The following is a 14,846-nucleotide window of genomic DNA, read 5'->3' on the forward strand; positions in this document are numbered from 1 at the left end:
CCGCCCGTCGCGTGAATGGACCATTGCATACGTCTGAACGGTGCAGTGGTCCATTGACGCGAACGGGAGCGAAGCGACCCCATGCGAGGGCAGGGGCACCACTTCAATCTCGCTAGATTGGAAGCAACGAGTGCTTACGTGGACTCTTGTGCACTTCCTTGTCCTTCAGGATGTGCAGGGCCTTACGAATTTCGAGGCGCGTCTGGGAGGGCTCGATGACCGCGTCGATGTAGCCACGCTCGGCGGCGATCCAGGGCGTTGCCACGTGTTCGTTGTAGAAGTTGATGAGCTGCTTGCGCAGCGCCGGTGCATTCTCTCCGGCCTCGGCGAGCTGTTTGCGACTCATGATGTTGATGGCACCTTCGGCACCCATGACGGCGATGCGGGCGGTCGGCCAGGCGAGGTTGATGTCGGATCCGAGCTGCTTCGAGCCCATCACCGCGTAGCCGCCGCCGTACGACTTACGAATCACCACAGTCAGTTTCGGCACTGTCGCTTCGACGAACGAGAAGATGAAGCGGCCACCGCGATGGATGACGCCGAGGGTCTCCTGGTCGACGCCGGGCAGGAAGCCGGGTGTGTCGACCAGGAAGATGATCGGAATGTTGTAGGCATCGCTGAGGCGGATGAACCGGGCGCATTTGTCCGCTGCCTTGGCGTCGAGCGCCCCGGACAGGTGCATCGGCTGATTGGCGACGATGCCCACCGGCCGGCCGTCGACGCGGGCGAAGCCGGTGATGACGTTCGGTGCCGTCTGGCCCGACAGCTCGTGGAATTCACCGTCGTCGAAAATACGCAGGATGATGTCGTGCATGTCGTAGCCGGCGTTGTCGGCGTCGGGCATGAACGAATCGAGCTTGCGATCGGAGTCGGTGAGCTCGGGCTCGAGCCCCGGGTTGATCACCGGCGACTCTTCCTGGCAGCTCGACGGCATGTAGCTCAGGTAGTTCCGGATCCACTCGAACGCGGCCTTCTCGTCCGCTGCCACGTGGTGCACGTTGCCGTTGACCGCCTGGACGCGAGCACTGCCCAGTTCGTCGAGGCTGACGTCCTCACCGGTGACGGACTTGATGACGTCCGGGCCGGTGACGAACATGTACGCCTCTTCGGTGGCGACGACGATATCGGTGTTGATGGGCGCGTACACGGCACCACCGGCACACTTGCCGAGGATCAGGGAGATCTGCGGGCACAGACCGGACAGCGCCTCGTGGCGTCGGCCCAGTTCGGCGTACCAGGCCAGCGACGTGACCGCGTCCTGCACACGTGCTCCACCGGAGTCGTTGATGCCGACGACGGGGCAGCCCATCTTGATCGCGAAGTCCATGATGCCGGCGACCTTGCGGCCGAACATCTCGCCGACGGTTCCGCCGAACACCGTCTGATCGTGCGAGAACACAGCGATCGGACGGCCGTCGACGGTTCCGTGACCGGTGACGACGCCGTCACTGTAGAGGGCGCCGGGATCGTTCGGGGCCTTCACCAGTGCGCCGATCTCGACGAAGCTACCGGGATCGAGCAACGAGTTCACGCGATCGCGGGCGCTGGGGATGCCCTTCTTCGCACGCTTCGCTACGCCGATGTCGCCGGCCGGCTCCTTGGCCTGTTCGAGCTTCGCCCGTAGTTCGGCCAGCTTCTCCGCAGTGGTGCCACTCAAGATCTACGCTCCGGTTCTTGCAGACTCGATGTTCTCGAGCGTCTTCGACAAATGGGCCGCAATTTTTCCAATGTACGGCTCGTCGACGACGGCGAGATGGTCGCCTCCGACGTACACGATCTCGAGGTCCTCGACCACAGGTCCCCAGCCACCGTGCTCTTCACGGCTGGCGTACGCGGGCTCGAGGGCGATGGCGTCGTCGTGGTACTTGTCGGCCATGTACAGCGTCACGTGTCCGCCGTACTTCTTGAGCTCGGCCGTCTGGATCGCCCGGTTGTCGAGCCACGACGTGCGCTGGTGCTCGATGATGCCGCCGGGGATCTTCGCGCCACTGAGCTTCACCAGATCGGTGATGATGCGGATCTGCCCCTCGTCGTCCGATTCGACCAACTTGTCGTACGGAATCGGGTAGTCGACGTTGTAGGTCTTCTTCGCGAAGGCCGCGTACCGCTCCCAGCGCTTGCGCACCTCGTCCTTGGTGTCCGGGATCTGCGTACCGGGCATGACGGTGTCGAGCAGCCCGACGTACGCCACCTCGATGCCCTCTTCCTCCATCTGACGCGCCACCTCGTAGGCGAGGATGCCGCCCAGCGACCAGCCGACGAACACGTACGGTCCTTCGGGCTGGATCGCCTTGATCAGCGGCACGTATTCCGCGGCTCGTACGGCGATGGGCCCTTCGACGCGTTCGAGTCCGTACATCGGCGTGCCTGCAGGCAGCTTCCGCAGCAGCGGCTCGTAGGCGACGGTGGAGCTACCGGCCGAGTGGAACGCGAACACCGGTGTGGCGGTGGAGCCTTCGGGGCGGGCACGCAGGTTGCGTACGACGCCGTCGATCTCACCGTCTTCGAGGTGCGGGCGTACCTTGTCGGCGAGCTGCTCGATGGTCTCCGAGTCCAGGACGTCGTCGAAAGTGATCTCGCCGCCTGCCCGCTCGGTCAGACGAGCGGCCAACTTCTCGGCCGTCTCGTCGTCGAGGATGGGCAGGGTGTTGAAGATGCCCTTGGCCGATTCCTTCGTCACCACAGCCCATGTCGCGAACGTCATCCGCTCGGCATTGTCGCGCGGAGGCACGTCGGATCCGGCGGCCTCGGCGAAGGCTTCCTTACCGCCGAGGTCGGTCTGCGCCGCGGCAGCAACAGCCGGGGCAGCCGTCTCGACGGGAGCGACATCCTCGGCAACGGGGGCAGGCTCGACCGGAGCAGGCGCAACAGCAGCCTGCTCGGCCGCCTTCTCCGCCGCCTGCTTGTCTGCGAGGGCCTGCACCTCGTCGCGGTTCTCGATCGCGTAGCGCAGGTACTTTTCCACCTCACGCAGATTCGCGTCGCGCACGGCCTGCAATTGCACTGTGGGGATGTCGAATTCGTACTCCACCCGGTTCTTGATCCGGACGGCGCTGAGCGAATCGAGACCCAGTTCGATCAGCGGAACCTCGGGCGGCAGATCCTCGGGCGCGTAGCCCATGGACTCCGCGACGATGATGGCCAGCCGGTCTTCGAGCTTCTGATTGCCGTTGGGATCCCAGCGATCACCGAACGTCTCGACGACCTCCGGCAGTTCCTCCATGGGAGAAGAGGAACGCTCTTCCAGAGCGACAACGGGTTCCGGACGCACGTCACCGGATGTGACGACGGCCTCGTGCAGCAGGGTGAACGCCGAGCCCTCGTGTGCGTGCACCTGAACCGACGCGCCACCGAGGTGCGAGGTCAGGGTCGTGACGACAGTGCCCACCTTCGGCACGCCGGCATGGGACACCGAAACACCCAGGGCCACATCGGAGAACACCTGCGACGCAGCAGCAGTGACGAGTGCATCGAAACCGTTGACGGCCGAGGCCTGAACTTCCCAGACGTGGCGGCCGTCGGGCAGTGCGACGCGTGCGCCGGGCACCCGCGTGTTACCACTGGAGCTGACCTGCGAGTTGAGCCAGAACTCCTTGCGCAGGTACGCAGTTCGCGGGATCGGCGCGTACGGACCGGACTCGAACAGCGTTGCCAGTTCCAGTGCGTGGCCGTGGACGTACAGCTGCGCGAGAGCGGCGAGGAAGGTCTCGGACTCGTCCTCCTTGCGCTTGAGCGTCGGGATCAGAGTCGAATCGGCGACGCCTGCAGCCCATGCCGTGGCGGCCACCGACATCAACGCGACCGGGTTGGGAGCGAGCTCGACGAACGTCGTGTGACCGTCTCCCACAGCGACATTGACGGCCTGAGTGAACCAGACCGGATGACGCATTCCCTTGGTCCAGTAGTCGACACCGTGGATCGCCGCATGCCCGACGCGATAGTGCGCCTCACGATCGACCGACGAGTAGACCCCGGCGGTGAGCTTGCTCGGTTCGATTCCGGCCAGTTCGGCGGCCAGCTCACCGAGCAGCACGTCGACTGCTGCGGTGTGTCCGGCACCCTTGACGTCGAGCAGGCGGGCCATCTTGCCTGCTGCCTCGGCCATGTCGACGAGAGCCTCGACCTCGGCGCGTGGTCCTCCGACAGTGGTGTGCGTCGGTGCTGCGTAGACGCAGGGTTCGACGTTGGGGAATTGATCGGTGAGGGTCTTGACCTCGTCCGGGGTGTATTCGACGAGAGCCATGGCACCCTGCGATGCAGCTCCGAGTCCGTCCTGCCCCTCGGCCAGCAGTCGCGAACGGGCGTAGATGATGCGCACCGCGTCTTCGAGGTTCAGGCCACCGGCGACGTAGGCGGCGGCGACCTCACCCATCGAGTGGCCGATGACGGCTGCCGGCTCGGCACCGTGCGCGCGAAGCGTTGCCGCCAAGGCGATCTGGATGACGAAGATGCCGACCTGGGAGTTCTCGAACTCGTAGGTCTGCGAGTCGTCGAGGATGATCTCGCGGATGGAGTAGCCGGCCTCGTCGACGAGCAGCTCGTCCACCTTGTCGACCTCGGCCGCGAACACCGCGTTGGTGCGGTACAGCCGCGATGCCATCTTGCGGTGCTGCGAACCGAAGCCGGAGAACACCCACACCGCTCCGTTGGACGCGGGTGAATCCGCGGAGAACACGCCCGGGCCAGGCTTGCCGGCGGCGATGGCGCGCAGGCCCGCGATGGCCTCGGCCGTGGTGGAGGCCAGAACCACTGCGCGCGAACGCCCGTGGTTGCGGCGGGCCAACGTGCGGCCGACGTCGACGAGAGGCGTCGTGCTGCCCTCTTCGGTCTCGAGCCAGTCGGCCAATTCCGATGCAGCCCGCTTACGACGCGACGGCAGGGCGGCGGACACCGCGAGAATCACTGTCTCCGAGCCGGTTTCAGTATCGGACACAGTGGACTCTGCCAGGATGGTCTCGGCCTCGGCGACCGGGCCGGTCGTCTCGGAATCGAGCTGCTCCTCGTAGACGCCCTCCACCACCGCGGCGTCCGGGTCCACGGCCGAGGGGTCGAATGCGCCGTCGGTCTCACCCGGGACGTACTCGCGCACGACGACGTGCGCGTTGGTGCCACCGAATCCGAACCCGGACACGCCCGCGACGGCCTTGCCGGTGTACCGCGGCCAGTCGGTGGCCTCCGGGATCACCTTCAGGTGCGCCTTGTCGAAGTCGATGTACGGGTTGGGGCCCGCGTAGTTCAGCGAGGCGGGCAGCTTGTTCTGCTGCATCGCGAGGACGACCTTGATCAAACCTGCTGCGCCTGCGGCAGATTCGAGGTGGCCGAAGTTCGTCTTCGCCGATCCCAACAGAGCCGGCTTGTCGGCGTCACGGCCACGACCGACCACACGACCGAGAGCGTCGGCCTCGATCGGGTCGCCCAGAATGGTTCCGGTGCCGTGCGCTTCGATGTAGTCCACGCCCGACGGGTTGATACCGGCGTCGCGGTATGCGAACCGAAGCGCATCGGCCTGTGCGTCCGGGCTCGGTGCGAGCAGTCCGTTGGAGCGGCCGTCCTGGTTGATCGCGGATCCGGCGATGACGGCGAGGATGTCGTCCCCGTCGCGTTCGGCGTCCTCGAGTCGCTTGAGCACGACGAGTCCGCCGCCTTCGGAACGGATCATGCCGTTCGCGTCGGAGGAGAAGGCCTTGATTCGGCCGTCGGGCGCAAGCACACCCGTCTGGCCGAATCCGACGGTGATGGGCGGCGCGAGCAGCATGTTGACGCCACCGGCAACGGCCAGATCGGATTCGCCGGTACGCAGACTGCGCACCGCCTGGTGCACGGCGACCAGCGACGACGAGCACGCGGTGTCGACGGCGATCGACGGCCCGCGGAAGTCGTAGAAGTACGACACTCGGTTGGCGACGATGGCGGTGGACGTGCCGGTGAGGGCATACGGGTGCACGGCCGGGTCGCTGACGGCGATGAGCTGGTAGTCGTTGGAGGAGCTGCCGATGAAGACGCCGACTTGGCTGCCCTTGATCGAGCTGGCCGGAATGTGCGCGTGCTCCAACGCTTCCCAGGTCAGTTCCAGCGCGAGCCGCTGCTGCGGATCGACGTTGACGACCTCGTTGGGCGACATCGCGAAGAACTCGGCGTCGAAGGTCTTGACGTCGTCGAGGTAACCGCCCTTGGTCACCGTCGCGGCCACCGCCGCAGCGATGACGGGATCGGAGGTGAATTCCTGCCAGCGGCCGTCGGGCAGATCGGTGATGCCGTCGCGGCCCTCGATCAGCAGCGACCACATCTCTTCCGGAGTGTGTCCGGTGCCAGGGAAGCGGGAGGACAGACCGACGATCGCGACGTCGTGCGCGTCGCCCGACTGGCCACCGCTGGTGTAGAACGCATCGTCGACGGTGCCGACCGGCTCGTCCGGCTCGCCCTCGATGATGATCTTGGCGAGCGAAGCGATGGTGGGGTGCTGATAGACGACGGTGGCGGTCAACGTGACCCCCACGAGTTCCTCGATCTCGCCGCTCAGTGCGACGGCATCGCGAGAGGACAGACCGAATTCCTCCATCGGGCGGTCGTCGGAGATGGCCGACGCCGGTTGCCCGGTCGCGTCCGCAACCCAGTTGCGCAGCCAGTCCCGCAGCTGCGCAACCGTGAGGTCTCCGCCGTCCACGCGCTCGATTTTGTCTGTCTCTAGTTCAGCCATTACTCACCAAGTCGTGTCGGAGGAAAAACGGAAGATGCGTCCGTCAGTCGGGCAGTTCTGCGTCCGGGAAGGCCGTCTGCTGGTAACCGCCACGCAGCGTGCCCTCGATGTACGCCGCCTTGCATGCGCGTCGAGCGATCTTGCCGCTCGACGTACGCGGAATGGAACCGGCCGGTACGAGGAGGACGTCGCGAACCGTGACGCCGTGCCGGGCGGACACTGCGGCACGCACCTCGTCGGCGATCGGAGCCGGGTCTGCCTTGCCGGAGCCGGGTGCGCGCTCGGCGACGATGACGAGCTGCTCGGAGCTGTCGTCGGAGTCCTTGGTCAGGGCTGCGCCACTGAACTCGAACACGACGTCCGGAAGCTGGTTGAGCGGGACGGCGAAGGCCGCGACGAAGCCGGGACGCAGGGCTTTGCTGGCTTCCTGAGCCGAGAACTCGAGGTCCTGCGGGTAGTGATTGCGGCCGTCGACGATGACGAGGTCCTTCACGCGGCCGGTGATGTAGAGCTCGCCGTCGTGGTAGACGCCGAAGTCGCCGGTACGCATCCAGTTGCCACCCTCGGGAGCGCCCTCTGCGTGCGAGCCCTCGGGATTGCGGTGGACGAGCTTGTTGTGGAAGGTCTCCGTGGTCTCGGTTTCGCGGCCCCAGTAGCCCTTGCCGATGTTCTCGCCGTGCAACCAGATCTCACCGACGTGCTCGTCGGCAACCTCGGCGACGGTCTCGGAATCGACGATGGCAGCCCACTGGCTGCGGGCGACGGTTCCGGTGGACACCTGCGGGATGGCACCGGGGGCGTCGGGGGCGACGACGACGAAGTTGCCCGCGTTGAGCTCGACGCGGTCGACGTAGACCACCTTCGCCTCGTCGGCGTGCTTGCTGGTGGAGACGAACAAAGTCGCCTCCGCCATGCCGTAGGACGGCTTGATCGCGGACTTCGGCAGACCGTACGGACCGAACGCCTCGTTGAACTTCTTCATCGACGACGTGGTGACGGGCTCACTGCCGTTGATCAGACCGATGACGTTGGACAGGTCGAGGCTCTCGCCGTTCTTCGGCAGACCGCGCTGGGCGGCGTGCTCGAACGCGAAGTTCGGTGCTGCTGCGAAGGTGCCTGCGCCGTCGGAGACTGCGGCGAGCTCCTTGATCCAGCGCCAGGGCCGCTGCACGAAGGCACGCGGGCTCATGATGGTGATGTACTTGCCGCCGAGCGCCGGGAGGATGACGGTGAGCAGGCCCATGTCGTGGAACATCGGCAGCCAGGTGACGCCGCGGGAGTCGTGGTTGATCTCCATGCTGTCGACCATCTGCAGCGCGTTCACGCCCACTGCCCGGTGCGTGATCTCGACGCCGGCCGGGGTACGCGTCGAGCCGGACGTGTACTGCAGGTAGGCGATGTCGTCGAGCCCGGCCTTGGGCTCGACCCACGTCTCGCCGACGCTGTCCGGGACGGCGTCCACCGCGATGATCCTGGGCCGCTCCGCAGCAGGCAGCGCGCGGAAGAACGCGCGCACGCCTGCAGCCGAATTGCTCGCGGTGAGGATGGCGCTGGGCTTGCAGTCACCGAGGACGGCATGCAGGCGGTCGGTGTGACCGGGCTCGTCGGGATCGAACAGCGGAACCGCGATGGTGCCCGCGTAGATCGCACCGAAGAAGGCGATGACGTACTCGAGTCCCTGCGGGGCCAGGATGGCCACGCGATCACCGGGCTGGGTGACCTGCTGCAGGCGAGCAGCGACAGCTTTGAGGCGAGTACCGAACTCGGCCCAGGTGAGCTCGTGAGCTTCACCGTCACGTTCCCGGGAGTAGTCGACGAACCGGTACGCGAGCGTGTCGGAATTCTCCTGCACGTTCACCTCGACGTGGCGGACGAGTGTCTGCCCTTCGCCGATGGTGATGTGGCCGTTCTCATCGATGAAATCATCGAACGTGTGGCTCATTACTTCAATCTCCTCCGACACGAATCCGCTGCCACACAGCCTGCGTGACCTGGGCCCACACGACCGGCTACGTGCATGCAGACACCGAACAGCGTTTTATGTTACTGACTAGTAGCTCTTACGGTGTCGGTTTGGCACCTGGTTTCGAGGCCAGCTACATCGTACCGACACGCGCCTACGTCACTCGCCTTTCAGCAAGTCGACAACCGGCGCGAATGCTTCCATTTGAGTAGGGAAAACCCCGACATAGGACATCGTCGTTCGCGCGCGAACGTTACGGATCTGATCGGCAATTTCCTCGTATGTCCCGAATGCGAGGTACGGAGACGACAGAATGTCCTCGACGGTGAGCTTGACGTCGACGTCCACGTTCGGTGGGTAGCCGTTGTCGAGTGCCGCCAGCGCCATCTCGGCCATCTGCTCCCGATCGTCGGTGACGACGATCGTGGTGATGGCCCAGTTCAGTTCGATGTCGTCGAACCGATCCCCCGCAGCGCTGCGAATGAGCTCGACTCGCTCGAGGGTCTTCTCGATGGTCATGCCCGAGAGCAACAGCTTGCCCTCCTTCGAGGTGCTCGGCACCACGGAGATGATGTCGGCGTGCTTGGCCGCGAGCGCGAGCATCTTCGGACCGCCACCGCCGATGCAGATCGGAGGACGCGGCCCCTGCCGTGGCCGAGGACTGCCCTTGAGTCCTGCGATCGTGTAGTGCTTGCCCTCGAAGTTGCATTCCTGACCGCGCAACAGGACGTCGAGAATTTCGAGCGTCTCTTCGAGCTTCTCGATGCGCACGCCCGGGCGGTCGTACGTGATACCCGCCTTGTCGTACTCCTCACGCATCCACCCGGCACCAAGACCGAGTTCGAGTCGACCGCCCGACAGCACGTCGATGGTGGCCGCATCCTTGGCCAGCACCGCGGGATGCCGGAAGCCGTTGGCCAGGACAGCAGTGCCGAGCCGAATCTTGTCGGTGGCGACGGCGAGTGCTCCGAGTGCCGCGATCGGACCGACCTGGTTACCCAGGTGGTCGGGAATCATGAAGCTGTCGTAGCCCAGTTCCTCGGCCTGTTGCGCCAGCTTGATGAACTTCCGAGCCCCGCCCTCCTCGGCGTTTCCCTCTCCGCCTGCAGCGAATCGGAATTTGCGCGGCCCTGCGGTCGCGGCCTCGGCGGAACTCATCTATTGCTCTCCTCGGAGTGTGCAGCGGTCTTGTTTCGGGTGGCGAGAGCAGCCCGGCCGAGGCCGATCTGCGCAGGTCCAAGGCGCCACTCTAGCTGCTGACCGGAGTCGATCACACCGGCTGGGGGGTTTCACGGCTCAGGTTTGTGCCTGGCAATAGATCGCCACGCATTGCGTTGTGACGTTTCCGTTATCAAGCGTCATCGCTCACGAATGCGCGGGCGTCGGGGCGTTCTCGATCAGTCCGGCGGCCCACGCAGCGGTCCACTGAGTGGCCGTCGTACCGGATTCGTCGACGACAAAACTGTTGTACGACGCATGAACGGGGTTGCCTGCAGCACCGATCAGAATCTGGATGCTCTGCGGAATGTTGCGGAGCGACAATCCATCCGACGGTGACGAGCAGATCAAGTCGCCGGGAGCGCAGATCTCGTTGGTCCGGTCGTCGAGAGCACCGAAGCCACCTTCTCGACGCCCCGTCATCGTGATGCCGGGCAGGTCGAGTCCGCCCAGAGCGACCTCTGCACCGACGCCGTCGAGCGGGGCCGGAACGTCGGTACCGGAGACGCCGTCGCGTCGACCGTCGGCGATGACGGTGACACCGAGAACCCGATCGGCGGAGATGGGACCGTTGCCCGCTCCGATGTCAGCCGCGATGTCGCCGGCGATGACCGCGCCCTGCGAGAAACCGGTGAGGACGAAGTTGGTCAACGGGCAACGCGCGCTGACATCGGTCATCTTCTGCACGGCGACGGCTTTGCCTTCGGTACGACTGTTGTTGTAGGACTGCTGGCCGTCCGGCGGCAGTGCGATGGGGTTCGAGAACTGAGCCACGTACGGCACGGTGTAGACGTCGGCTCGCGAGCCGGGGAACTGCTCCTGCAGCGGGCGAGTGACGTTGAGCATCAGCGAGGCCGGATTGGCCGTCGGGTTGTACGGATCGTCGGTGGCAGACGACTCCCAGGTACCGGGAATGGCGATGACCTGGACGTCGGGGCAGTCCGCCGGTTGCGACGTCGGCTCCTCGGGACCCGGCGGCACCGGGATACCCGGTTCCTTCGGCAGCCGTCCGGCCAGCAGGTACCACAGAGCGACGATGATCAGACCGATGATCGCCGCAACGGCGATCACCGGAAGAATTCTGCGCTTACGCTTGGCCATCACCGTGGATCTACGGCCTGCAGTAGGTCGCCTGCGCGGCGGCGATGTAGGTCTGGGCTGTTTGCTGAGCCTGCGTCTCGCTCACCTGAGTTCCGGCTGCGCTGGCCTCGACGCCGACGTTCGCAGTGACGAACGTCGAGATCTCCTCCGCCGCGACTCCCTGCGCCTGCGCGGCACAGATGTAATTGGCCGTCGACACCGCGATGTCGCCGTTGCCCGCCGGAGTGATGCCCTGCTTCTTCAACTCGTCCAGGAAACTCGTACCGCGGTCGTCGATCTGGCTTTCCGTCGGCCCCGGGAAATCGTCCGGGACGGGCTGCGGCTGCTCGGGCGGCGCGGTGGCCGCCTCACCCGGGCTTGTGGTGGGCGCAGCAGTGGTGGTCTCGGCAGCCGACGTCGTCGAACTCGCCTCGGTCGTCGTCTGAGCGGCCGAGGTGGTGCTCGTCGGCGCTCCGGTCGCCGTCGAGTCGTCACTCCCGCAGGCCACCAGCATCGCACTCGCCGCCACGGCGAACACGCCGAGCGACAGAGTCCTGGTGAGGGAATTACGCGTCATCGATCGAAATCCTTCGGTCGTCGGGTTCGCAGGCGACAGTACCGCCACGCTCTGAGAGGACTCTGAAGAGTCGTGCACCTCGCTACGGCGCGATCGTGGCAACGCCGTCCTTCAGCGTGATGATGCCGAACTGGAAGTTCTGCTGCTTACCGCCACCGTCGATGTCGAACTGATCGCTGGTGGGGTAACCCAACCGGCCGCCCTCGTAGCCGACCGATCCCCACGCGTCGAAGATCGGACCGTACGGGGTGGACCAGGCTCCGCTCAGAGGGCTCCAGTAGATGTTGCCCGTCTCGAACTGGTTGAAGCGTCCGCCGTCCCTGATCGGGCCCAGCTCGTTGGACTTGGGGAACCCGAGAGCTCCACCCTCCCAACCCAATTCGCCGTACTTGCCCAGAATCATGCCCTGCACCGAGTGCACCCCTGCGTCGGGCGAGGTGTAGATGGCACCGATCTCGAAGCCCTGCACCGATCCGGGCTTGTTCGGCGTCGCGACCTCGTCGAGCACGGGGTAGCCCAGCGGTCCGCCCTCGTAACCCTGGGCGGCCCACTCGTCGAGCACCGCGCCCTTGACCGCGTGCGCGCCGGTCTGCGGCGTGAAGTAGACCATGCCGTTCTGGAAGGCGTTGAACCGTCCACGACCGTCGGGAGTTCCGATCTCGCCGGTCGTCGGGAAGCCGAGAGCGCCCTCGGGGCCCCTGTTGCCCTGATAGATGCCACCGATGGCACCGGCAACGACCTGCGCGCCGGTATCGGGGGTGAAGAAGACCCGACCGAAGGTGAAGTCCTGAGCCCGTCCGCCTGCCACGTTGTATTCGGCGGTCAAGCACGGCCCGAGCCACGAATTGGCACCGCTCGCGTTGCCGATCAGTCCGGCAGCGCTGCACGCGGGCTTGTCCACCTCGACACCGAGTGCGGTGGCGAGCTGCGGCCACAGCTGATGCAGCTCGAACTGCCAATACGGCCACGAGTGCGTGCCCGACGGCCGGTAGTTGACCTGAGCGGGAATCCCGAGCTGATTGAGCTTGGTGGCGAACGTCTGCGAGGTCAGTCGCGACAGGATCTCGAGACCCATGCCGGCGTAGTTGGTGCTCACGCCGGGAATGGGCGACGGCTGATCGTACGGTCCGGCCGAGCCGTTGCCGCTGGAGATGTACAGACTGACGCCCTCGAGCTTGTCGGCCAACATGTACGGATCATGCTGTGCCCACAGCGAATTCGACGGCGGCCCCCACATGGCGCTCGAGTTGAACCCGCCGGCGTCGGTCATCGCGTACTGGATGGCCTGCGGCATGCCGAGCGAGGTGGTGCTCAGGATGCCCGAGAGCGATCCGGCGAACTTGAAGAAACCGGGATTACGCGCCGCGAGGAACATCGCGGACGTGCCGCCCATCGACAGCCCGACGACTCCGCGGTTGTCGGTGCTGCGCCAATCGCGTTCCAGAATGGGCGGAAGTTCCTTGGTCAGGAACGTCTCCCACTGGTAGTTCTTTCCGTTGTCCTGATCGACCCAGTCGGAGTAGAAGCTGGACTGGCCGCCGATGGGCAGGACCACGTTGACGTTCTTGTCGGCGAAGTACGACTCGGCATCGGTCTCGGCCGTCCAGCCGTTCTCCTGATCCGTGGCGCGCAGTCCGTCGAGCATGTACACCTGCGGGAACGTCGCCTGCGGGTTGATGTTCCAGTCACGTGCGAGCAGCAGCTGAACCTGGATGGGCGTGCCCATCGACGGAGATTCGATCCACAGGGCGACGCGACGGTCGGAGAGCCAATCCACCGAGGTCACCGTGGCACCGGACGTCTGCGTGTAGGCAGGCCCGGCAAGTGCGACAGGTGCCGTCCGCGCGACGGGGGCAGCGGAGGCAACGGTCGTCGTCGCGAAGGGGATCATCAGCGCGGAAGCGACGGTCAGCGCTGCTGCCGCTCGCCGAGCCCGTGTGCCGGCCGATGTAGTCCGACCGAACCGAACAAGCTCAGTGCGCATGATGGTGACTCTCTTTCGACGTGACTTTCGAAGGTCTCCTATCGAGACATGCTTCGTATGTCTTTCTACACGTGCCCGATGCCGACGAGCAGCAGACTCGCTGTGACTGGTGGTGCAATTGTGAACTGGGTCGACGGTGGCGATCACGGTCGAGACCGAAAAATGCCGCCCAGCGCACAGACGCGGGGCGGCATTTCTCGAAGAACAACTTGTCGATCGGTGTCAGGCGTTGAGCGCGTCCAGGATCTGGCCGCGAGCCTTCCACAGCTCGGCTCCCCAGTACGGCCATGCGTGAATGCCGTTGGACGGGAAGCTGTAGGTGGCCGGGATGCCGAGGGTGTTCATGCGGATCTGGAATGCACGGGTGTTGGCGAGCGAGAGGGCCTCGAGAGCCATGCCGTTGGCGGTGTTGTAGAAATCGATCGGCGCGGCCGGTCGATCGAACTCGCCGGGCAGACCACTGGCTGCCGAGATGTACAGGGACATGCCCTCCAGCCTCGGTGCGAAGACGAACGGGTCGTTACGCAGCCACGCCGGGTTCCAGGGCGGTCCCCACATGGAGTCGACGTTGAAGCGTCCGGCATCGAGCATGGCGACGCGGATGGCCTCGCGCATGCCGGGTGCCGAGATGTTCAGGTAGCCCGAGAGCGAACCGGCGAACTTGAACTGATCGCGGTGGTACGCGGCGAGCGTCAGAGCGGCCGAACCACCCATCGACAGTCCGAGAACACCGTTGTTGCTGCGCGAGACACCGTAGTTCTCGAGGAACGCAGGCAGTTCCTGGGTCAGGAACGTCTCCCACTTGTAGGTGACTTCCTGGCCGTTGAAGTTCGACGAGGTGTACCAGTCGCTGTAGAAGCTCGACTGACCACCGACGGGCATGACCAGGGTCACGTCGTCGTTTGCGAACTGATCCTGCGCGTTGGTCTCGAACGTCCAGGCGTTGCGGTCGTCGCGTGCGCGCAGTCCGTCGAGCAAGTAGAGAGCAGCGTTTCCGCCGCGGGCCGCCCACTGCACCTGAACCTTGATGGGGCCCATCTCGGACGGGACGATCAGGTCTTCACGGCCACCGGCAGGGGCCTGATGCGCGACAGGAGCGGGCGCTGCAACAGCCACTGCTCCACCGACGACACCGGCTGCGAGGGGAAGGACGAGCGCTGCAGCACCGACGCCGAGCAGGCGCTGACGCCAGCGTGAAGACGCCTTCGGTGTTCTGCTGAGGCCGGCAAATCGCATGAATCGTGCTCTCTCTCATCTACGCGGTCTCCGCGACATGCGGCCCCCGGCAATCGAACAGGGCTTACTGGTGGCCCCTCGAGGCCGAAGG

Annotated in this window: 8 protein-coding genes; all 8 read right to left on the reverse strand. The window is 65.4% G+C overall.

Features of this window, described 5'->3' with window-relative positions:
• Nucleotides 1–112: 112 nt before the first annotated feature.
• The 8 genes from CH271_RS09720 to CH271_RS09755 all read right to left on the reverse strand — a co-directional run bounded on the left by CH271_RS09720 (nt 113) and on the right by CH271_RS09755 (nt 14,755).
• On the reverse strand, nt 113–1,657 hold the full coding sequence (locus CH271_RS09720; protein WP_037187200.1) for an acyl-CoA carboxylase subunit beta: 1,545 nt from the start codon (nt 1,655–1,657) through the stop codon (nt 113–115).
• A gap of 3 nt (nt 1,658–1,660) precedes the next feature.
• Nucleotides 1,661–6,697, reverse strand: a complete 5,037-nt coding sequence (gene pks13 / locus CH271_RS09725) for a polyketide synthase Pks13 (RefSeq protein ID WP_094633424.1) — start codon at nt 6,695–6,697, stop codon at nt 1,661–1,663.
• 43 nt (nt 6,698–6,740) lie between these two features.
• Nucleotides 6,741–8,639 carry a long-chain-fatty-acid--AMP ligase FadD32 gene (gene fadD32 / locus CH271_RS09730; RefSeq protein WP_094633425.1) on the reverse strand — a complete coding sequence of 633 codons (1,899 nt, stop codon included), beginning with the start codon at nt 8,637–8,639 and terminating at the stop codon, nt 6,741–6,743.
• A 180-nt stretch (nt 8,640–8,819) separates the two neighbouring features.
• Nucleotides 8,820–9,818: an LLM class F420-dependent oxidoreductase gene (locus tag CH271_RS09735; RefSeq protein ID WP_037187193.1), complete on the reverse strand. Its 999-nt coding sequence runs from the start codon at nt 9,816–9,818 to the stop codon at nt 8,820–8,822.
• 207 nt (nt 9,819–10,025) lie between these two features.
• Nucleotides 10,026–10,979 (reverse strand): cutinase family protein, encoded by a 954-nt coding sequence (locus CH271_RS09740; protein WP_037187191.1) that lies wholly within the window; start codon nt 10,977–10,979, stop codon nt 10,026–10,028.
• Nucleotides 10,980–10,989: 10 nt separating this feature from the next.
• Complete coding sequence (locus tag CH271_RS09745) at nt 10,990–11,535, reverse strand: DUF732 domain-containing protein (protein WP_094633508.1); 546 nt, start codon at nt 11,533–11,535, stop codon at nt 10,990–10,992.
• Between the two features lie 82 nt (nt 11,536–11,617).
• On the reverse strand, nt 11,618–13,519 hold the full coding sequence (locus CH271_RS09750; RefSeq protein WP_094633426.1) for an alpha/beta hydrolase-fold protein: 1,902 nt from the start codon (nt 13,517–13,519) through the stop codon (nt 11,618–11,620).
• A gap of 222 nt (nt 13,520–13,741) precedes the next feature.
• On the reverse strand, nt 13,742–14,755 hold the full coding sequence (locus CH271_RS09755; protein WP_052047297.1) for an alpha/beta hydrolase: 1,014 nt from the start codon (nt 14,753–14,755) through the stop codon (nt 13,742–13,744).
• Between the last annotated feature and the right edge of the window lie 91 nt (nt 14,756–14,846).

It is taken from the genome of Rhodococcus sp. 05-340-2 (genome assembly GCF_002258915.1).
Classification (GTDB): Bacteria; Actinomycetota; Actinomycetes; order Mycobacteriales; family Mycobacteriaceae; genus Rhodococcoides.

What these genes read in the sequence shown, in the direction of transcription:
- pks13 (WP_094633424.1), bottom strand. Translation starts at nt 6,697, where the DNA reads ATGGCTGAACTAGAGACAGACAAAATCGAGCGCGTGGACGGCGGAGAC.
- fadD32 (WP_094633425.1), bottom strand. Translation starts at nt 8,639, where the DNA reads ATGAGCCACACGTTCGATGATTTCATCGATGAGAACGGCCACATCACC.
- CH271_RS09735 (WP_037187193.1), bottom strand. Translation starts at nt 9,818, where the DNA reads ATGAGTTCCGCCGAGGCCGCGACCGCAGGGCCGCGCAAATTCCGATTC.
- CH271_RS09740 (WP_037187191.1), bottom strand. Translation starts at nt 10,979, where the DNA reads ATGGCCAAGCGTAAGCGCAGAATTCTTCCGGTGATCGCCGTTGCGGCG.
- CH271_RS09745 (WP_094633508.1), bottom strand. Translation starts at nt 11,535, where the DNA reads ATGACGCGTAATTCCCTCACCAGGACTCTGTCGCTCGGCGTGTTCGCC.
- CH271_RS09750 (WP_094633426.1), bottom strand. Translation starts at nt 13,519, where the DNA reads ATGCGCACTGAGCTTGTTCGGTTCGGTCGGACTACATCGGCCGGCACA.
- CH271_RS09755 (WP_052047297.1), bottom strand. Translation starts at nt 14,755, where the DNA reads ATGCGATTTGCCGGCCTCAGCAGAACACCGAAGGCGTCTTCACGCTGG.